Raw genomic sequence first — 19,382 nt, 5'->3', positions numbered from 1 at the left:
GGTGGTGGCGCGGTCCTGTGAAAAACCGGTTTGCCCGGAGCGGCCGCAGTACCGATCATGGCCCATCGTGACCGAAGCTCCCCCTGCCTCCCCTCCCCCGTCCCGGCTCCGCGCCCTGCTGCCGGACCTCTCGCCGTGGCGTTCCTCGCCCGACTTCCGGCTGCTGTGGATCCAGGGGCTGATCACGTACTTCGGCAGCTTCATGGCGCTCATCGCGCTGCCGCTCCAGATCAAGCACCTCACCGGCTCGCCGCTCGCGGTCGGGGCGATGGGGGCGGTGGAGCTGGTGCCGCTGGTGATCTTCGGGCTGTACGGCGGGGCGCTCGCCGACTCCGTCGACCGGCGCCGGGTCATCCTGCTCACCGAGGCCGGGCTCGGCGTCCTCGCCGCCATCCTGCTGGTGAACGCGCTGCTCCCGGAGCCGCTGCTGTGGCCGCTGTACGTGGTGGCCGGCGGGGTCGCCGCGCTGGCCGGGCTCCAGCGGCCCGCGCTGGACTCCTTGATGGCCCGGATCGTGCCGCACGCCCAGCAGACGGCGGCGGCCGCCCTGAACTCGCTGCGCTGGCAGATCGGGGCCATCGCCGGCCCGGCGCTGGCCGGTCTGGTGGTGGCGTACGCCGGTCACGGCACGGCGTACGCGGTGACGGTGTGCACGTTCGCCGTCTCCGTGGTGCTCTGTCTGCGGCTGGCCCCGGCGCCGCCGGCCCGCGACGCGCAGAAGCCGTCGCTGCGCGGGATCGTGGAGGGGGCCCGGTACGCGTGGAGCCGGCCGGTGCTGCTGGGGACGTACGCGATCGATATGGCGGCGATGTTCTTCGCCTTCCCGAACACGATCTTCCCGTTCCTGGCGGACGAGCTGGACGCGGAGTGGTCGCTGGGGCTGATGTACGCGGCGGGCTCGGTGGGCTCGCTGGCGCTGGGGCTGACCAGCGGCTGGACGACCCGGGTGCGCCGGCACGGGCTGTTCGTGGTGTTCGGGGCGGCGGTCTGGGGGCTGGCCATCGCCGCGGCGGGCTGGTTCTCCAGCGTGTGGGTGGTGCTGGTCTGCCTGGGTGTGGCCGGGGCGGGCGACATGCTGAGCGGGCTGGGGCGCTCGACCATCTGGAACCAGACCATCCCGGATGAGCTGCGGGGCCGGCTCGCGGGCATCGAGGTGCTCTCGTACAGCGTGGGGCCGCAGCTGGGCCAGGTGCGGGCCGGGGCGATGGCGGGCTGGACGGGGACCCGGTCGGCGATCTGGACGGGCGGGGTGGCGTGCGTGGCGTCGGTGGCGCTGCTGACGGCCGCGCTGCCGAAGCTGGTGCGGTACGACTCGGAGACGGACGAGGACGCGGTGCGCAGGCGGGAGGCCCGGGTGGAGGGGTGACCCGGGGCTCCGCCCGTACTCCGCTCCTCAAGCTCCGGAGCGGCTGAAGGACCTCATCAACCGCCGGACGTCCTCAATCTCCGGACGGGCTCGACCGGTCGTCCTTGTCCTCGTCGTGCCACTTCGGGTCCGTCTCCCACTCCAGGTTCCGTTCGCGGGCGGTGTCCATCGCGTGCTGGGCGGCCTCGCGGGAGGTGTAGGGGCCGAACCGGTTCTGGGCAGGGCACTCCGGGCCCTCCTCGACCGTCTTGTGCACCAGGCAGTAGTACCACTCGCCCGGTTTGCCGACCGTGCGCTTCTTGAACAGGGCCATCGAAGGCTCCTTTCCTTACCGCCATGGTGCCCCGGGGTCGCTGGTTAGACTCGCTGCCATGTCTGGCCAGTCGCTTCTCGTACCAGGGGAGATCACTCCCGTCCGTTCCGTACCCGGAAACATCCGGCGCCCCGAGTACGTGGGCAAGCCGGCTCCTACGCCGTACACCGGCCCGGAGATCCAGGACTCCGACACCATCGAGCGGATGCGGATCGCGGGCCGCATCGCGGCCCGCGCGATGGAGGAGGCCGCCAAGCACATCGCCCCGGGCGTCACCACGGACGAACTCGACCGGGTCGCGCACGAGTTCATGATCGACCACGGCGCCTACCCCTCCACGCTCGGCTACCGGGGCTTCCCGAAGTCGCTGTGCAGCTCGCTCAACGAGGTCATCTGCCACGGCATCCCCGACTCCACCGTGCTGCGCGACGGGGACATCGTGAACCTGGATGTCACCGCGTACATCAACGGGGTGCACGGCGACAACAACGCCACCTACCTCTGCGGTGACGTGGACGAGGAGTCCCGGCTGCTGGTGGAGCGCACCCGGGAGTCGCTGAACCGGGCCATCAAGGCGGTGAGGCCCGGCCGGCAGATCAACGTCATCGGCCGGGTCATCGAGTCGTACGCGAAGCGGTTCGGCTACGGGGTCGTGCGCGACTTCACCGGGCACGGGATCAACTCCTCGTTCCACTCCGGCCTGATCATCCCGCACTACGACAGCCCGCACGCGACCACCGTGATGCAGCCAGGCATGACGTTCACCATCGAGCCGATGCTGACGCTGGGCACCCACGAGTACGACCTGTGGGAGGACGGCTGGACCGTGGTGACGAAGGACCGCAAGCGGACCGCGCAGTTCGAGCACACGCTGGTGGTCACGGAGACCGGGGCGGAGATTCTCACCCTCCCGTAAGCGCCCCTCACCCTCCCCCAATCGTCACAAAATACCCTTAAGTGACCACTCCGGGCCCTCGGCGTGTATTTTTTTACCGACAGACAGTCGGGAACCAGTTGACTTAGGTAAGCCTAAGCAGGAGGATCGGGCTACGGCACGCGCCGCCGCAACGCCGCGGCGGTCGCCTGCCGATATTTCCGTCTCTTTCTGGACTTCCCGTCCCCTCGGCCCCGGAGGCCCGCCTTGGACGCAACCGCCACCGTCACTCCCTTCTCGACGCTCATCCGCACCGCGTCGCACGAGCAGCACACCGAGGCCGAGACCTCGACCTTCATGGGTGACCTGCTCGGCGGGCGGCTGGGCGTGGACGCGTACACGCGCTACACCGAGCAGCTGTGGTTCGTCTACCGGGCACTGGAGGAGGGCGCGGAGGCGCTGCGCGACGACCCGGTCGCGGGCCCCTTCATACAGTCCGAGCTGATGCGCTCCACCGAGCTGGAGCGCGACCTGGCGCACCTGCGCGGGGAGAACTGGCGCGAGGGGCTGGAGCCGCTGCCCGCCACCGCCGCCTACGCCGCCCGGGTCACCGAGTGCGCGCGCACCTGGCCCGCCGGTTACATCGCGCACCACTACACCCGTTACCTCGGCGACCTCTCGGGCGGCCAGATCATCCGCGACAAGGCGGAGAAGACCTGGGGCTTCGAGCGCAAGGGCGACGGCGTGCGGTTCTACGTCTTCGAAGAGATCACCAACCCGGCCGCCTTCAAGCGGGGCTACCGCGAGCTGCTGGACTCGGTGAACGCGGACGACCTGGAGAAGCAGCGGATCGTCGAGGAGTGCAAGCGCGCCTTCGCGCTGAACACCGCGGTCTTCCGGGAGCTGGGCGAGGTGTTCCCGCTCAGCGCGTAGTACCGGTCATATCGTGTGCGGCCGCCCGTGGTTCAGCCCCGGGCGGCCATCAGGACGCGGCCCCCCACCTCCACCGTGCCGTCCGGCGCGGGAGCTGTGAGGATCTGGGAGCCGCGTCCTTGCCTGATGTTCAGGGCCCGGCCGAGATGTGCGCTCAGCAGCATGGCCGCCGCGCCCGTCGCCTCGTCCTCGACGATGCCCCCGGCGCGGGCCCCGGTACCACCGGAGCGGCCGTCACCGCGCTCATCGACACGCCGGGGGAAGGCCCGCGCCCGCACCCGCCCGGCCGCCTCGTCCTCCCAGGCCCAGGCGTAGAGCCAGCCCTCTCCGGGCGGCGGCCCCGGCAGCGCCTCCACCTCCTCGGCGCTCGCGTACTGCTGGAGCGTGCGCGGCGGGGCCCACTCGGGGCGGGCGGTGATCCAGGTGAACTCCCCGTCCTGACGGGCGAAGACGTCCCCGACGGCCAGTTCCAGGATCTCCAGGTCCAGCAGCCAGGCGGCACCGACGAGCGGGTGCCCGGCGAAGGGCAGCCGGAGGCCGGGGGCGTGGATGTCCACCCGGCCGCGCTCCGGGTCGTCGACGAACACGGTCTCACTGAAGCCCAGTTGACGGGCCAGCTGCTGCCGGGAGGCGTCGTCGGGGTGGCTGCGGCCGTCGCGTACGACGCCGAGGGCGTTGCCGTGGCGTCCGTCGGGTCCGCAGAACACCCGCAGGACGTCGATGCCCCGGGGTACGTCGCAGTGGTTCACGTGCGCATTCAAGCATCACCCGGCCAGGGGGCGGGGGTTGAGGGAGCCCGGGGACGGCCGCAGGGCCGTACGGGCGAGCGCTGGCGCTGCCGGTACGGCCCTGCGGGTGGTGCTGGTAACGCGGGTGGTGCTGGTGATTCAAGTGGTGCGGGTGGTGCGTGTGGTGCCGGGGGGGGGTCAGGCGGTGGCGTTACGGCGACGGCGCGCCGCGATCACGATGCCGGCACCGGCCGCCACGACGACGCCGGAGGCGGCGATCAGGGCGCCGGTCGGGGCGTCGGAGCCGGTGGAGGCCAGGGCGCCGGAGCCGCCGGCCGAACCGCCGATGGTGGAGCCGCCGCCGACCGTGCCGCCACCGATGGTGGAGCCACCGGCCGTGGAGCCGCCCGCGGTGGAACCGCCGGTCGTGGAGCCGCCCGCCGACTCGCCGGACTCGCAGGCGATGCCGTCGCCGTCACGGTCCAGGTGGGCCGCGTAGCCCGGCTCGCCCTTCTTGATGGGCGTCACGCCGGCCGCCTCGGCCGCGGCGCAGTTCTCGTAGTCGGTCGAACCGCCCGGAGGCAGCGTGGCGTCCTTGTCGAGCGAGACCGCGGCGGTCAGGGCGTCGAGCTCCTCACCCTTCTGGTACATGCCGCTGAACGCCTTGGAGCCGTCCTCGGTGAGCGTCGCCGGGACGCTCTTGAGGTTCACGACGCCGTCCTTGGCGGTGAGCGCGCCGGCGGGCACCTTCAGGTCGGCGAAGGCCAGACCGGTGTAGGTGTTGACCTTGCCGGAGGCGCGGTCCTTGGAGGAGACGTCGGCGAGGAGCTTGCCGGTGGTGCCCTTGACGTCGACCTTCAGGTTGCTGAGGGAGAGGTCGAGCTCGTACTCACCGCCGGTCTCGTGGCCGAGGAAGCGCACCTTGCCCTTGAACTGGGCGTTGAGCGTGTTCTTCTCGGCGTCGAGCCGGCCGGTGGCCTTGTTGAAGCGGTAGCCGTCGGCGTTGGCGGTGGCGCCGTCGCTCGTCTCGACCTTGCCGTGCGCGATCGGGCCGACGACGTACGAGCGGAAGGACTTCTTGACGCCCCAGTCCAGGGTGCCGTCGACGACCGGGCCGGTGACCGGCTTGGCGGTCTCGGTGGGGGTCGGCTTGACCGGGGGGTCGACCGGCGGGTCCACGGGCGGGTCGACCGGGTCGACCGGGGGGTCCACCGGCGGGTCGACGGGCGGGTCCACCGGGGGGTCGACCGGCGGGTCGACCGGGTCGATCGGCGGGTCGACGGGAGGCTGGACCGGATCGCCCGGCTTGACCGACAGCGTGGCCGGGTCGAGCGGGTCGCCCTCCTTGTACGCGGAGCCGAAGACCGCCGCGCCCTCCTTGGTGAAGGTGGCGGGGATGTCCGCGAACTTCATGCCCTCGGCGCCGTTCGAGGCGGCGACGTCGGTGAGGTCGAGGTTGGCCATCGTCAGGTCGTCGGTGGTGACGGCGTCCTCACCCGGCGTCTTGGTGGTCACGTCGACAGTGATCTTGCCGCTCTTGCCGACCGTGAGGACCTTGACGTCGGACAGCTTGATGTCCAGGGCGCCGCCGTGCGCCTCGTAGTGGACGCTGCCCTTGAAGGAGGACGTCACGGCGTGGGTGCCGAGTGCGTACTCGCCCTTGACCAGCGGGAACTTGTACGCGCCGTCCTCGTTCCTGGTGGCGCCGTCCGCGAGGGTGGCGGTGCCGCCGAGGCGGTCGATCATCGAGCGGAAGGAGGCCTTGAGGCCCCAGTCCAGCGTGCCCGACTCCAGCGGGTAGACCACCGCGGGGGCGCCGACCGCGGCGGTGGCCTTGGCGGGGGCGCCGTCGGCCGCGAAGGCCGGGAGGGCGAAGGTCGCGCCCAGCGCGGCAGCCGTGGCGACGGCTGCTGCGAGGGCTATGGGGCGGCGAGTTGCTGCCATGTCGGTGGGTCTCCTAGCCAAACGGGGGAGGAAGGGAGGCGTGGGGGGAGGGGATGAGGAACCATAAAGCGCGCATGGGGGGCGGTCAGGAGGTCTGGGGGGCTTCGGGGCCCGTGGAGGTGGCGTCCGAGGAGCCGGCCGGGGTGGCGTCGGCCTGGCCCGCACCGCGGCGGCGCAGCGCGAAGAACGCCCCGGCCGCGGCGAGCAGCAGCACACCGCCGCCGATCGCGGCGTACGTGCCGGCGCCCGGCCCGGAGTCGGAGGCGGCGGCGACCGGTTCGGCGGAGGGCTCGGCCGAGGCCTTCCCGGTGGGCTCGGCGGCGGCCGTCGGCTCGCTGCCGAGGTCGGGCAGCGGCGGCAGCTGGGCCTTGTCGTCGACGGTGACGGCGAGCGAGACCGGGTCCATCTCGGTGCCCGCCTTGTACATGGAGCCGAACGCCTTGGCGCCGTCCTCGGTGAGGGTGGCGGGGGTCTCCGTCAGGACGGCGAGGCCCTCCTCGGGCGCGAAGTCCTTGGCGTCGAAGGTGATCAGGGGGACGGACTTGCGGGTGGTGCCCGCGCTCGTGACGTCCGCCGACAGGGTGCCCTCGCCCTTGGCCACGGCGACCGTGACGCCGGCGAACTTCAGGTCGAGGTCGTGGGCGCCGGTGAAGTGGATGCTGCCGTCGAAGTCGGCGTCCAGCGTCTGCTTCTTCGCGTCGTAGGTGCCCTTGCCCTGCGGGAAGCGGAAGAGCGCGCCGCCGTCCTGGGCGCCGTCGGCGAGCGTCCACTTGCCCTGGCCGATGGAGCCGGTGACGTACTCACGGAAGGTGCGGCGCACGCCCCAGTCGACGGCGGCGTCCTCGAAGCGGCCCGCCTTCTCCTTCGAGGCCTTCTCCTTCGCCGCCTTCTCCTTCTCGGCCTGCTCCTCGGCCTTCTTCGCGGCCTCGTCGTTCGCCGCCTCGTCCTTCTTCTCGGACGGGGCCGGCTTCGGCTCGGCGGGGGCGCCCTGCGTGTCCACGGAGAGGCTGATCGGGTCGAGCGGGGTGCCGGCGGTGTAGTAGCCGGCGAAGGAGGCCGCGCCCTGCGTGGTCAGCGTCGCGGGGACGTTGTTGAGGGCGATGGGGGTGGAGCCTCCCCTCATGTCGATACCGCCGAGGCCGAGCGTGGCGAGCGGCACCTGGGAGCGGTGGGTGACCTTGCCGGTCCCCCGCTCCTTGCTGACCATGTCGGCGAAGAGGGTGCCGCTGCCACCGTTGATCCGGACGGTGGGGCGGCTGATGGTGAGGTCCAGCTCGTTGCTTCCGTCGGCCTTCTTGTGGCCGGTGAAGTGAACCCCGCCGGAGAAGGCGGAGTTGAAGGAGCCACTCGCCGGGTCGTAGGAACCGTTGGCGGAGTGGAAGCGGAACTGGCTGCCGCCGATCGTGGCGGCGCCGCCGGTCAGGCTCCAACTGCCCTGGGCGATGGGACCGGTGACGTAGCTCTGGAACGAGGACTTGATGCCCCAGTCCAGCCGGCCGCCCTGCACCGTGCGGCCGGCCGCTTGCGCGGTGGCGGCGGGGAGCATCGCTCCCAGCAACACCGCGAGGAGCGCGACGGCGAGCGCGCGAACGGATCTGGACGACAGCATGAGAGACCCCTCCGAGGGCTGGATGTGCAGGTAAGGCTAACCTAAGGTATGCCAAGCCCGAGCCGGAACCCCTCCGTCACCTTCACACCACCGGCACACTGACACGCGTCACACCGAACCACCCACCACCCACCGCACGCCGCAGAACGACAGGACGGTGCCCAGTGCGCATCACACAGGACTTCGCCCCTCAGGGCCCGGACACCGGGCGGGCCTTCGGCCGTCGGCCGGCCCGTGGCCGGGCGGGCGCCGCCCTCACTGCCGCGGTGGCCCTGGCCCTCGTCCTGACGGGCTGTGGTGGAGGCAACGATTCCGTATCGACGGCGGCCAAGGGCTCCGCCGACGTGGACCGGGTCGAGCCGCTGGCCTCCGCGCCCGTGCCGAAGCTGCCGGTGACGGTGGACTCGGCCGACGGCGAGAAGGTCACGGTCGACTCCACCGACCGGATCGTGCCGCTGACCGGGTCGCTGAGCGAGATCGTCTTCACCCTCGGCTTCAGCAAGCAGGTCGTCGCCCGGGACATCACCGCCACCTTCGAACAGGCCGAGAAGCTCCCGGTGGTGACCCGCGCCCACGACGTCTCGGCGGAGAGCGTGCTCTCGCTGAAGCCGACCGTCGTCCTCGCGGACACCACGACCGGACCGAGCGAGGCCATCGACCAGATCCGCGACGCGGGCATCCCGCTGGTCGTCGTCGAGCCCGCCAAGGAGCTCGCCGATGTCGGCCGCCGGATCGACACGGTCGCCCGAGCACTCGGCGTACCGGCCGCCGGTACCGAGCTGAAGGAGCGCACCGAGGCGCGTATCGCGGACGTGCAGAAGACCATCCCGGACCACGCGGAGGGCGAGAAGCCCCGGGTGGCCTTCCTCTACCTGCGCGGTTCGGCCTCCGTCTATCTGCTGGGCGGCTCGGAGTCGGGGGCGAGTTCGCTGCTGGAGGCGGCGGGCGCGGTCGACGCCGGCAAGACGTCCGGGCTGAAGAAGGACTTCACCGCCATCACCAGCGAGGCGCTCGCCAAGGCCGCGCCCGACGCGATCCTGCTGATGAGCAAGGGGCTCGACTCGGTGGGCGGCATGGACGGTCTGGTGAAGATCCCCGGCATCGCGGAGACGCCCGCCGGGATGGACCGGCGGGTCGTCTCGATCGACGACGGCGTGCTGCTGAACTACGGCCCGCGCACCGACCGGGTGCTCGCCGAGATCGTCGAGCAGCTGTACGCGAAGGGCGGCAAGGGCCAGTGACGACGTCGTACGAGGAACGCACCGGGGAGCCGGAGCCCACGGCCCCGGCGACCGGCGGCTCGGCGGCCGAGGCCGCCCTGTCCAAGAGCTCGGGGGCCAAGGCCGCCCTGTCCAAGAGCTCGGGGGCCGAGGCCGACCTGTCCAAGAGCCCGGGGGCCAAGGCCGACCTGTCCGAGGCCGACCTGTCCAAGGCCCCGGCCGCCGAGGCGCCGCTCTCCGGGGAGGCCCCCGGCGGCGCGGCCGACCCGAAGGCCGCCGCCCCCAAGTCCTCCCGCAGCAACGCGTTCGTGCTCACCGTGGGGCTCTCGCTCGCCCTGCTCGCCGGCTGTCTGCTCTCCGCCGCGATCGGCGCGTACTCCATCCCCATCGGCGACGTGCTCTCCTCCGTCCAGCACCGGATCGGGCTCGGCGGCCAGCCGCTGGACCGGGTCGGCGAGAGCGTCCTGTGGAACGTCCGGCTCCCCCGGGTCGTCCTCGCGCTGCTCGTCGGCGCCTCCCTCGGCTGCGCGGGCGCCCTGATGCAGGGCGTGTTCGGCAACCCACTGGCCGAGCCCGGTGTGATCGGGATCTCGGCGGGTGCGGCGGTCGGCGCGGTCGCCTCGATCGCGCTGGGGCTGACCTTCTTCGGCAACTGGACGATCACCGTCTTCGCGTTCCTCGCGGGCCTGGCCACCGTGCTGCTCGTCTACACGCTCTCGCGCTCGGGCGGCCGGACCGAGGTGGTGACGCTGATCCTCACCGGTATCGCCGTCAACGCCTTCGCGGGCGCGCTGATCGGGCTGTTCATCTTCTTCGCGGACAACGCGCAGATCACCCAGATCACCTTCTGGCAGCTCGGTTCGCTCTCCCAGGCGACCTGGCCCAAGGTGCTCGCCGTCCTGCCGTGCGCCCTGGCCGGGCTGCTCATCGCCCCCTTCTACGCCCGCAGGCTGGACCTGCTGGCCCTCGGTGAGCGGCCCGCCCGCCACCTGGGCGTGGACGTGGAGCGGCTGCGGATCCTGCTGGTGCTGGTCGTGGCGCTGCTGACGGCCGCCGCGGTCGCGGTCGCCGGGATCATCTCGTTCGTCGGGCTGCTCGTGCCGCACCTGCTGCGGATGGCGAACGGCCCCGGCCACCGCTTCCTCATCCCGGGCAGCGCCCTGGGCGGTGCCCTGGTGCTGGTGGCGGGCGACCTCGCGGCCCGGACCGTGGCCGCCCCCGCCGAGCTGCCGCTCGGGGTGCTGACCGCGCTCTTCGGCAGCCCGTTCTTCTTCTGGCTGCTGCGCAGGACCCGTCGTAAGCAAGGTGGTTGGGCATGAGGACGCTGAGAGACCTGTTCGCGGTACGCACCCGGGACCTGCCCTCACCGATCGCCCCCGGCTCCCCCGCCGTCGAGGCCGCCGGGGTCTCGGTCCGGCTGGGGCAGCGGCAGGTGCTGGAGTCCGTCGACCTGACCGCGCACGCGGGCGAGGTGGTGGCGCTGGTCGGCCCGAACGGCGCCGGCAAGTCGACGCTGCTGGCCGCGCTCGCCGCCGACCTGGCCCCCGGCGGCGGCGAGGTGCTGATCGGCGGCCGCTCCACCGCCGAGTGGACCGCGCCCGAACTGGCCCTGCGTCGCTCGGTGCTGCCGCAGTCCGCCGTGCTGTCCTTCCCGTTCCCGGTGGAGGACGTCGTACGGATGGGGCGGGCGCCCTGGGCCGGTACGGAGCTGGAGGACGAGGACGACGCGGCGGTGGCCGAGGCGATGGCGGCCACCGAGGTGACCCGGTTCGCCGCCCGCCCGTTCTCCGAGCTGTCGGGCGGTGAGCGGGCCCGGGTGGCGCTGGCCCGGGTGCTGGCGCAGCGGGCCCCGCTGATGCTGCTGGACGAGCCGACGGCCGCCCTGGACCTGCGCCACCAGGAGCTGGTGCTGCGGATCTGCCGGGAGCGGGCCGCCGCCGGGGACGCCGTGGTGGTGGTCCTGCACGATCTGGGGCTCGCCGCGGCGTACGCGGACCGGGTCGCCGTGCTGCACGAGGGGCGGATCGCGGTGGTGGGCCCGCCGCGGGAGATCTTCGACGGGAAGCTGCTCGGCGAGGTGTACCGGCAGCCGGTGGAGGTGTTCCCGCATCCGCGTACGGGGGCCCCGCTGGTCGTCCCCGTACGCGACCCGGCCTGAACTCCGCGGCCCAGGGCCCCAGGTCACGGTGCGGACGCTGTATCCGGTCCGCGCCCGCACGCCGTTCGCCGCCCCGGTAGGGTTTCGACGGTCAGTGCGGGCGACGGATCAGAAGGCGCAGAAGCAACGGATGACTAGAGGCCCTAGGGTGAGTCGGCTGGCGGGGCTCGCGGCGGCGACGGTGCTGTGCGTGACGGCGAGCGGCTGCGTGACGGTCCACGGTGAGCTGGAGGTGCTGCCGGGGGCGACGGAGTCCGAGGCCGCCCAGGCCCTGGAGGACTTCGTCACCGCCTACAACGCGGCGGACAAGGCGTACGATCCGGCGCTCGACGCGGACCGGGTGACGGGCGCGCTCGGCGCGATCAACCAGGCCGGGCTGAAGGCGCGGCAGACGTACAACCCCGACGGCAACAAGGCGCACAAGCCGCTGGAGTTGACGGACGCCACCTACATCATCCCGAAGAAGGCCGGCTGGCCGCGCTGGTTCCTGGCGGACACCGACTCCAACCGGGACGAGGACGGCGGGAAGCTGGACACCCGCTGGCTGGTGGCGTTCGTACGCAGTGGCCCCGGCGCGCTGTGGAAGGCGTCCTATCTCGCGGTCGTCCCGCCGTCCCAGGTACCGGAGTTCACCCTGGACGAGGACGGGCTGGCCACGCCGGTCGAGCCGCGGAGCGATGAACTGGTCGTGTCCCCGGGCGACTTGAGCATCGCGTACACCGAGTACTTGCAGAAGGGCACCCCGGACGTCTTCGCCCCCGGCGTGGCGACCTCGCAGTGGCGCGAGACGCGCCGCACCACCCGGCGGGCCGGGTTCTCCTACCAGTACATCGACCAGCCGCTGTCCGGCAGCACGTTCGGGCCGCTCGCGCTGCGCACCGAGGACGGCGGGGCGCTGGTCTTCTTCAGCAGCAAGCACTTCGAGCGGCAGGTCGCGGCGGAGGGGCTGAAGCCGGAGGTCAACGCGGATGTGAAGGCGCTGATGACCGGTGAGGTCACCAGCAGCCTCACCAAGGAGCGGATCTCCATCCAGCTGGTCCACGTGCCCGCGCGCGAGCAGGGCTCCGGCTCCGGCGGCCGGGTGCAGCTGCTGAACCGGCTGCCGGGGCTGGTCTCGGCGAAGGGCGAGTAGGGCGGACGGAGCCGCGTACGGGCATGCACGGGCGCGCAGGAGCGAACAGAGGTGGGGGGCGGGGTCCGGGATCCGGACTCCGCCCCCATCTTTTCGGCCCTCAGCAGCTCAACGGCTCAGCGGCTCAGCGGCTCAGCGGCCAGGCGATCGAGTCGTGGTCCAGCTCGCTCTGCTCGGCGCTGCCCGCGTACCGCGCGCAGGCGTCGGTGAGCGTCTCCAGCAGGGTCAGCGGGTCGGGCAGCTCGTGCTCGGGGCCGCGCACCCAGTGGACGTCCAGCTCACCGGGGAGCCGGGCGGGCGGCAGGAGTACGTAGCTGCCTCGGCAGTGCCAGCGCAGTCCCGGATGGGCGTCCATGGTCTCGGGGTGGCAGTCCAGCTCGCAGGGCCACCACTCGTCCTCGTCCTCGGGGGTGCCGCGGGTGGCGGTGAAGAAGAGCATCCGGTCCTCGCCGGACTGGGCGACCGGGCCGACGTCGATGCCCGCCGCGAGAAGACGCTCCAGGGCGCTGCGGCCCGCCGTGAGGGGCACGTCCAGCACGTCGTGGATCATGCCGGTCGCGGTGATGAAGTTGGCCTGCGGCTGGCTGTGGGCCCAGCGCTCGATCTGGGCGCGGTCGGTGGTCGACTGCGTCTGCCAGGCGAAGGAGATGGGGTGCCGGGCGGGGGTGGGACAGCCGATGCGTTCGCACGAACATCGGTATCCGAGGGGGTGGGCGGCGGGGGCGATGGGCATGCCCGCGTCGGCGACCGCCAGGAGCAGTGCGACTCTGGCCGTCTCCTCGGCCTCGGCCCCGGGTGATTTGGGACGTCGCCGCAGCCACTGGGAGATCCTGCTCTCTGTGCCGCGGAAACGGCCGGAATCGGCGCCCATCTATCCCCTCACCTCAGCATTTCACCTCAGCGTTGCCTCTCCATCGTCGCACCATCCGGCGGCTGGGGTGGCCAGAGTTCACCAGTGGGGCCGTGTACCACTGCACCGAGTGAGCACCATCACGCCCGATGTCGTCACATAACGGATATCGATCAAGGTCGCGGGGCCAGCCCGCCGAGGGCGTGGTCGACGATCGCGTCGGCGTACGCATGGGTGAGCGGGAGGGTCCTGAGCAGCCAGCGGTGGGTCAGTGGCGCGATCAGGAGCTCCAGGGCGATCCGCGGATCGGCGTCGGGGCGGAGCTGTCCGGCCTCCTGGGCGGCCCGCAGCCGTGTGACATACAACGCGAGCTGCGGGTCGAGCAGCTTCTCGACGAACTCGGCGCCCAGCTTCGCGTCGACGATGCCCTCGGCGGTCAGCGCCCGGGTGGGGGCCTCCATCAGCGGGTCGTTCAGCTCGTCGACGGTGGCGCGCAGGACGAGCTTGAGGTCGGCGGCCAGGTCCCCGGTGTCGGGGATGCCGTGCCCGGCGCCGTCCGCCTGCGCGCCCGCCGCCTCGGCGGACCGGGTGGCCAGGTCCAGGAAGGCCTCCATCAGGACGGCCGCCTTGGAGGGCCACCAGCGGTAGATCGTCTGCTTGCCGACCCCGGCGCGGGCGGCGATACCCTCGATCGTCGTGCGCCGGTAGCCGATCTCGCCGACGAGGGCGAGGGCGGCGTCGTGGATGGCCCGGCGGGAACGGTCGCTGCGGCGGCTGGCGTCGGGTGTCTTGTGGGGTGCCATGCGGCCAATCTAACGCCGACCGAACCGATACGTATCGTCTTGTCCCACCGGGTCGAAATCCGGCCGGAAGATGGCCGCGGTAGGACGATCCGGTGAACCACCCGATCGGTCCACTGCGGATCCGGCCCGCACGGCGCACCATGGGCTCACGCACAGACCGTGCGCATCCCACCGTTCCGCGGCCCGGCCGCCGTTCGCGAGGAGCCCCAGTTGAACCGTGACGCCACCCCCCGTCGCTACCTGATGTGCGCCCCGACGCACTTCCGGGTCACCTACTCCATCAACCCGTGGATGGACCCGTCCAAACCCGTCGACCTGCCGCTGGCCCAGACCCAGTGGGAGGACCTGCGCGACCGCTACCGCGCCCTCGGCCACACCGTCGAACTGCTCACGCCCCGCCCCGACCTGCCGGACATGGTCTTCGCGGCCAACGGCGCCACGGTGATCGGCGGGCGGGTGCTCGGCGCCCTGTTCGCCTACCGGGAGCGGTACGAGGAGGCCGAGGCGCACCGCGAGTGGTTCCGGGAGCACGGCTTCACCGACATCCGGGAGCCGGACCATGTCAACGAGGGCGAGGGGGACTTCGCGGTCACCGCCTCCTACCTCCTGGCCGGGCGCGGCTTCCGCTCCAGCCCGCTCTCGCACGACGAGGCGCAGGAGTTCTTCGGGATGCCGGTCATCGGGCTCGATCTGGTGGACCCGCGCTACTACCACCTGGACACCGCGCTGTGCGTGCTGGACGCGGCGGCCGACGAGATCATGTACTACCCGGAGGCCTTCTCCCCCGGCAGCCGGGCCGTGCTGCGCCGGCTCTTCCCGGACGCGCTGCTCGCCCGGGAGGCGGACGCGGCGGCGTTCGGCCTCAACTCGGTCAGCGACGGCCGCCACGTCCTGCTGCCGCAGGCGGCGACGGGGCTGCTGGACCCGCTGCGCGACCGGGGCTTCGAGCCCGTCCCGATGGACCTGGGCGAGCTGCTCAAGGGCGGCGGCAGCGTGAAGTGCTGCACACAGGAGCTGCGGGGCTGAACGGCGGCTGAACGGCGGCTGGTCGGGACGGCCGGAGGGCGGCAGGCCGTCCGCACCGACCAGCCTCTGTCCCTGCCGGCGCCCGCCCGTCCCGGCAGGCGTCGGCCCCGATCAGCCGTCCGTCCCGGCTAGCCGTCCGTGCCCTCCGGCGGCCAGGGGTCGCCCCAGGCGATGTCCCTGGCCGCCCGGTACAGCGCGCCGTGGCGCTTGGTGACCGTCGAGCGGTCCAGGCCGTCGTCGCGGGTGCAGAGCTCCAGCAGCACCTGGCCCTTGCGGAGCTGCGGCTTGCGGGTGACCCGGGCGGGCGCCGGGGTGGCGGGGAAGCGGGTGGCGACGACGTAACTGAACTTCTCGTCCTCGTGGCTGAGCGAGCCGCCCTTGACCTGCCGGTGCAGCGAGGAGCGGCTGACCCGGGCCGAGAAATGGCACCAGTCGGTGCCCGGCTCGATCGGGCAGGCGTCGTCGTGCGGGCAGGGCGCGGCGACGCTCAGCCCGGCGGCGATCAGCCGGTCGCGGGCCTCGATGATCCGCGCGTACCCGTCGGGGGTGCCCGGCTCCACGATGACCACCGCCTGCCCGGCCGCCGCCGCCGCGTCGACCAGCTCAGTCCTGGCCTGCGCGGTCAGCTCCTTGAGTACGTAGCTGACGGTGACCAGGTCCGCCGGGGCCAGCTCCAGCGCCGCACCGATCCGGGCCCGCTCCCAGCGGGCCTCCCGCAGAGACGGCACCCCGGACGCCTCGGCCAGTTCACGGCCGAGCGCGAGGGCGGGCTCGGCCCAGTCCAGGACGGTCGTCGCCGGCCCCTCCCAGGCCCCGGCCACCGCCCAGCTCGCCGCGCCCGTGCCGCCGCCGACGTCGGTGTGGGTGGCGGGCGCCCAGTGGGGCGCGGCCTCGACGAGGGCGTCGAGGGCGGACCGTACGGCCTCGAAGGTGGCGGGCATCCGGTACGCGGCGTACGCGACGACGTCGGAGCGGTCCCGCAGGATCGGGACGTTCGTCGGGGTCTCCCCGCGGTAGCTGGCGATCAGCCGGTCGACGGCCTGCGTGGCCTGCTTCGGCGGCAGCCCGTCGAGCAGCCCGGCCAGGGCCGCGCGCAGGGACTGGGCGGTGGGGAGGGTGACGTTCACCGCCGAATTGTAGGCGGAGGGAGGCCCGGCAGACGCATTCCGCTCACCAGGCCCGGAGGGGTTACGGGCGCCCCTCGGCAGGGCGCCCGTAACCGGCAGGGAACAGGATCTCCGCGAACTCCACGCTGTCAGGGGCCTGTTGCTACGCTGACCCGCGCGAGATCGGCACAAGGTCCACGAGGTCGGGTTCGGGTCCACCGGGGGAGCCATGAGACAGAAGGCCGTGCGGCTGGCCCTGGTCGGCGGGGTGGTCCTCCTCGCCCTGCTCCTTCTCCTCGCGACCTGCGGCGGTCCGGACGGCGGGGCCGCCACCGGGGCCCGGGGCTCCACCGGCGGCGCCGCCGCCCCGGTCCCGGCCACGCGGGTGCTGCCGGGCGCCGGTCCGGTGACCCGGCTCACCGTTCCGCCGCAGTACACGACCGACCGGGGCTGGGAGATCGTCGGCTCCTCCCCCGACATCGCCGTCTCCCACGCGACGGGCCGCCTCGCCTACCTGGAGCGGTCCGGCGGCAACCGCTACCGGCTGCGCACCGTCGACACCGCCACCGGCGCCCTGGGCTGGCAGGGCCAGGCCTGGCGGCCGCCGGACCCGCTGCACTACCCGAAGCTCGCCACGGTCACCGCCAACGACCGGCAGTTCTTCGTGACCTGGTCGTACGGGAAGGTCGGCGACGGGATGACACCGGCGGCCACCTTCGTCTCGCTCGACCTGTACGACGTGACGGACGGCTCCCGCAAGCGCGTCGAGGTGCCGTGGTCCGGCCCTCCGAACGTCAGCACCAGCGGCCCGGAGATCGTGATCAGCGACGGGGAGGCCAACAGCACCCTGATCGACCCGGTCACGGGCACGGTCTCCGAACTGGGCGCGGACGAGCTGAAGTACCCCAAGGGCTGCCCGGCCTGCAAGGAGCTGACCGAGGTGTACGGGCAGACCACCGCGGGGCTGCTGGTCGGCGGGGAGCGGGAGTTCTGGGTGCGCGGCGGCTGGTTCAGCCGCGACGTGGCGCCCGAGGGCGTCGACAAGGGCAGCGGCGTGGTGACGTCCGTGGCCGGGGGCCGGGTGCTGGCGAAGTGGGCCCTGGCGAAGAAGGCGAAGCGGGCGGCCACCCACGAGCTGTGGGCGGTGCACGACGCGGCGACGGGCAAGCCGCTGGTCTCGGCGGAGTGCCACCGGCCCGCCATCAAGCCGGGGCGCTACCCGCAGGCGGCCCTCTCCCCCTCGGGCGACCACCTGATCGCCGGGAACCTGGCCTTCGACCTGGCGGGCGGCGAGGGCCACTGCTTCGAGGACGAGGACGGCTCCAGCCATCTGTCGCTGGCCACGGTGACGGACGACGGCATCGCGTACGGGGCCGAGAACGCGCGCGACGCCTCGGAGGCGCTCTCCGGGGGCGGGCTGCCGGTCGCGGTGGACCTCACGTCGTGGACCACGGGCCGGCTGTCGCGCAACGCACGGCTGCCGGGGACGGAGACGACCGGCGTCGGGGTGTTCCGGTGGACGGACCGGCAGGACCGGACCCGGCTGATCGGCTACCCGCGCGTCGACTGAGGCCGGCCGCGGGGCCCTGACCACCGGGCCCCGGCGCGGCTACAGGGGCATGGGCCGGGCCCCGGCCCATGCAACCGCTGCCGACCGCGGCCCGCCCCACCGACGTAACCACTGAGACCTCGAACGGGTCCGCAGGGCTCAGGGCCCGGCCCCACAGACCTCGGGCCCGGCCTCACAAACCTCAGGACCCCGGCCCCGGCCCCCGCAAGGGCTCAGAGCCCCCCGGCCTCGCGCCCCGCCCGCTGCCACGGGCGGCACAGCCCCAGGAAGCAGCCGACCGCTCCCAGCGCGCACACCAGCTGCACGACCGCCATCGGGACGGCCGTGGCCTCCCCCGCGATACCGACCAGCGGCGAGGCGATGGCCCCGATCAGGAACGAGGACGTACCGAGCAGCGCGGAGGCCGAGCCCGCCGCGTGCTTGGTGCGCATCAGCGCCTGGGCGTTGGTGTTGGGCATCGCGACACCCATCGCCGACATCAGCACGAAGAGTCCGGCGGCGATCGGCACGAGGCCCACCTCGCCGAACACGCCCGTGGTCATGAGCAGCAGCGCGAGGGCCGAGAGCACGATGACGGCGAGGCCGAAGCCGAGCACCTTGTCCAGGCTGATCCGGCCCACCAGCACCTTGCCGTTGATCTGCCCGACGGCGATCAGGCCGATCGAGTTGAGGCCGAACAGCAGGCTGAAGGTCTGCGGGGAGGCCCCGTAGATCTCCTGCACGACGAACGGCGAGGCGGCGATGTACGCGAACAGCACGGCGAAGGCGAGCCCGCCGGTGACCATGTAGCCGGTGAAGACCCGGTCCGCGAGCAGCCCCCGCATGGTGCGCAGGGCCTCGCCGACCCCGCCGGTGTGGCGGCTGCCGGGAGGCAGGGTCTCCTTCAGCCACTTCCAGACGACGAGCGTGAGCACGATGCCGATGCCGGTCAGCACGACGAAGATGCCGCGCCAGTCGGTGAAGCGCATCACCTGCCCGCCGATCAGCGGGGCGATGATCGGGGCGACGCCGGAGATCAGCATCAGGGTGGAGAAGAACCGGGCCATCTCCACGCCGTCGTAGAGGTCGCGCACCACCGCCCTGGCGATCACGATGCCGGCCGCGCCCGCGAGCCCCTGGAGGAGGCGGAAGCCGATGAGGAGTTCGACGGAGGGGGCCAGGGCGCAGATCGCGGTGGCGATGACGTAGACGACCATGCCGAGCAGCAGCGGCCTGCGCCGGCCCCAGCGGTCGCTCATCGGTCCGACGACGAGCTGGCCGAGCGCCATACCGGCCAGGCACGCCGTCAGCGTGAGCTGGATGGTGGCGGCGGGGGCGCTGAGGGAGTCGGTGACCGCGGGGAGCGCCGGGAGGTACATGTCCATGGAGAGCGGCGGCACCGCGGTGAGCCCGCCGAGGACCATGGTGACCAGGAACCCGGTGCGCCGGGCCGTCTTGACCTCGGGGGCCGGGAGGCCCGGGGCCCCTGGGCGGCCCGCGCCTCCCTTGGCGCCGGCGCTTCCCGGGAGGCCGGCGGGGGCGGTCACCCGCGGGGCGCCCGGGTCGACCGAGAGGGCGCCCGCGTCACCGTGCGGGGTGAACGGCGTGCTGTCGGCATCGGTTCCGGGACGAGTCCCGGAGGTGGGTATGTGCTCTCGCTGGGCCCGGCTGCCGCCGCTGTCCGGCATTCTCGTCTCCACATCGTTGAATCCGCATCTATGCTCTCAGCTCGGCCGGAGTGGTCGTTACCTTTTTTTCCTACGGTGGTGGG

General features: G+C 72.6%; 17 protein-coding genes. 9 read left to right on the top strand and 8 right to left on the bottom strand.

Annotated elements, in window-relative coordinates:
• Positions 1 to 67: 67 nt before the first annotated feature.
• Positions 68 to 1,366 carry an MFS transporter gene (locus tag AB0917_RS03260; protein ID WP_366817726.1) on the top strand — a complete coding sequence of 433 codons (1,299 nt, stop codon included), beginning with the start codon at positions 68 to 70 and terminating at the stop codon, positions 1,364 to 1,366.
• Positions 1,367 to 1,439: 73 nt separating this feature from the next.
• Here the strand turns inward: AB0917_RS03260 and AB0917_RS03255 are convergent, their stop codons facing one another.
• Positions 1,440 to 1,679, bottom strand: a complete 240-nt coding sequence (locus AB0917_RS03255; RefSeq protein WP_366817725.1) for a hypothetical protein — start codon at positions 1,677 to 1,679, stop codon at positions 1,440 to 1,442.
• Between the two features lie 58 nt (positions 1,680 to 1,737).
• Here AB0917_RS03255 and map point away from each other — a divergent pair, with 58 nt between their 5' ends.
• Both map and AB0917_RS03245 read left to right on the top strand, forming a co-directional pair.
• Entirely contained in the window at positions 1,738 to 2,595 is an 858-nt protein-coding gene (gene map, locus AB0917_RS03250) for a type I methionyl aminopeptidase (RefSeq protein ID WP_366817724.1), read from the top strand.
• A gap of 225 nt (positions 2,596 to 2,820) precedes the next feature.
• Positions 2,821 to 3,486, top strand: coding sequence for a biliverdin-producing heme oxygenase (locus tag AB0917_RS03245; RefSeq protein WP_366817723.1), 666 nt, complete (start codon positions 2,821 to 2,823; stop codon positions 3,484 to 3,486).
• Between the two features lie 32 nt (positions 3,487 to 3,518).
• On the opposite strand, the gene AB0917_RS03240 is transcribed toward AB0917_RS03245, so the two are convergent.
• The 3 genes from AB0917_RS03240 to AB0917_RS03230 all read right to left on the bottom strand — a co-directional run bounded on the left by AB0917_RS03240 (position 3,519) and on the right by AB0917_RS03230 (position 7,767).
• Positions 3,519 to 4,235, bottom strand: a complete 717-nt coding sequence (locus AB0917_RS03240; protein ID WP_366817722.1) for a PhzF family phenazine biosynthesis protein — start codon at positions 4,233 to 4,235, stop codon at positions 3,519 to 3,521.
• 177 nt (positions 4,236 to 4,412) lie between these two features.
• Positions 4,413 to 6,158: an HtaA domain-containing protein gene (locus tag AB0917_RS03235; protein ID WP_366817721.1), complete on the bottom strand. Its 1,746-nt coding sequence runs from the start codon at positions 6,156 to 6,158 to the stop codon at positions 4,413 to 4,415.
• Between the two features lie 85 nt (positions 6,159 to 6,243).
• Positions 6,244 to 7,767, bottom strand: coding sequence for an HtaA domain-containing protein (locus AB0917_RS03230; protein WP_366817720.1), 1,524 nt, complete (start codon positions 7,765 to 7,767; stop codon positions 6,244 to 6,246).
• 164 nt (positions 7,768 to 7,931) lie between these two features.
• Between AB0917_RS03230 and AB0917_RS03225 the strand changes: the two genes are divergently transcribed.
• From AB0917_RS03225 to AB0917_RS03210, 4 genes are all read left to right on the top strand, one after another.
• Positions 7,932 to 9,008: an ABC transporter substrate-binding protein gene (locus tag AB0917_RS03225; protein ID WP_366817719.1), complete on the top strand. Its 1,077-nt coding sequence runs from the start codon at positions 7,932 to 7,934 to the stop codon at positions 9,006 to 9,008.
• Positions 9,009 to 9,190: 182 nt separating this feature from the next.
• Positions 9,191 to 10,306, top strand: coding sequence for an iron ABC transporter permease (locus AB0917_RS03220; protein WP_366817742.1), 1,116 nt, complete (start codon positions 9,191 to 9,193; stop codon positions 10,304 to 10,306).
• The gene (locus AB0917_RS03215; protein ID WP_366817718.1) at positions 10,303 to 11,145 is read left to right on the top strand and encodes a heme ABC transporter ATP-binding protein; all 843 of its coding nucleotides are present in this window, start codon (positions 10,303 to 10,305) and stop codon (positions 11,143 to 11,145) included. Before AB0917_RS03220 ends, AB0917_RS03215 begins: the two co-directional genes overlap by 4 nt.
• A gap of 130 nt (positions 11,146 to 11,275) precedes the next feature.
• Complete coding sequence (locus AB0917_RS03210; RefSeq protein ID WP_366817717.1) at positions 11,276 to 12,277, top strand: hypothetical protein; 1,002 nt, start codon at positions 11,276 to 11,278, stop codon at positions 12,275 to 12,277.
• A 124-nt stretch (positions 12,278 to 12,401) separates the two neighbouring features.
• Here the strand turns inward: AB0917_RS03210 and AB0917_RS03205 are convergent, their stop codons facing one another.
• On the bottom strand, positions 12,402 to 13,148 hold the full coding sequence (locus AB0917_RS03205) for a bifunctional DNA primase/polymerase (protein WP_366817716.1): 747 nt from the start codon (positions 13,146 to 13,148) through the stop codon (positions 12,402 to 12,404).
• Positions 13,149 to 13,300: 152 nt separating this feature from the next.
• Positions 13,301 to 13,930, bottom strand: coding sequence for a TetR/AcrR family transcriptional regulator (locus AB0917_RS03200; protein WP_366817715.1), 630 nt, complete (start codon positions 13,928 to 13,930; stop codon positions 13,301 to 13,303).
• Positions 13,931 to 14,140: 210 nt separating this feature from the next.
• Between AB0917_RS03200 and ddaH the strand changes: the two genes are divergently transcribed.
• Positions 14,141 to 14,956, top strand: a complete 816-nt coding sequence (gene ddaH / locus AB0917_RS03195; RefSeq protein ID WP_366817714.1) for a dimethylargininase — start codon at positions 14,141 to 14,143, stop codon at positions 14,954 to 14,956.
• 128 nt (positions 14,957 to 15,084) lie between these two features.
• Here the strand turns inward: ddaH and AB0917_RS03190 are convergent, their stop codons facing one another.
• Entirely contained in the window at positions 15,085 to 16,083 is a 999-nt protein-coding gene (locus AB0917_RS03190) for a small ribosomal subunit Rsm22 family protein (protein WP_366817713.1), read from the bottom strand.
• A gap of 208 nt (positions 16,084 to 16,291) precedes the next feature.
• Here AB0917_RS03190 and AB0917_RS03185 point away from each other — a divergent pair, with 208 nt between their 5' ends.
• Positions 16,292 to 17,632, top strand: a complete 1,341-nt coding sequence (locus AB0917_RS03185; protein WP_366817712.1) for a hypothetical protein — start codon at positions 16,292 to 16,294, stop codon at positions 17,630 to 17,632.
• 212 nt (positions 17,633 to 17,844) lie between these two features.
• Here the strand turns inward: AB0917_RS03185 and AB0917_RS03180 are convergent, their stop codons facing one another.
• Positions 17,845 to 19,299, bottom strand: coding sequence for a multidrug effflux MFS transporter (locus AB0917_RS03180; protein ID WP_366817711.1), 1,455 nt, complete (start codon positions 19,297 to 19,299; stop codon positions 17,845 to 17,847).
• Positions 19,300 to 19,382: the final 83 nt, after the last annotated feature.

The organism is Streptomyces sp. NPDC007346, from assembly GCF_040703535.1.
GTDB lineage: Bacteria > Actinomycetota > Actinomycetes > Streptomycetales > Streptomycetaceae > Streptomyces.
The sequence above is the reverse complement of the archived record's forward strand: the minus strand, read 5'-3'. Positions and strand labels throughout refer to the sequence as shown.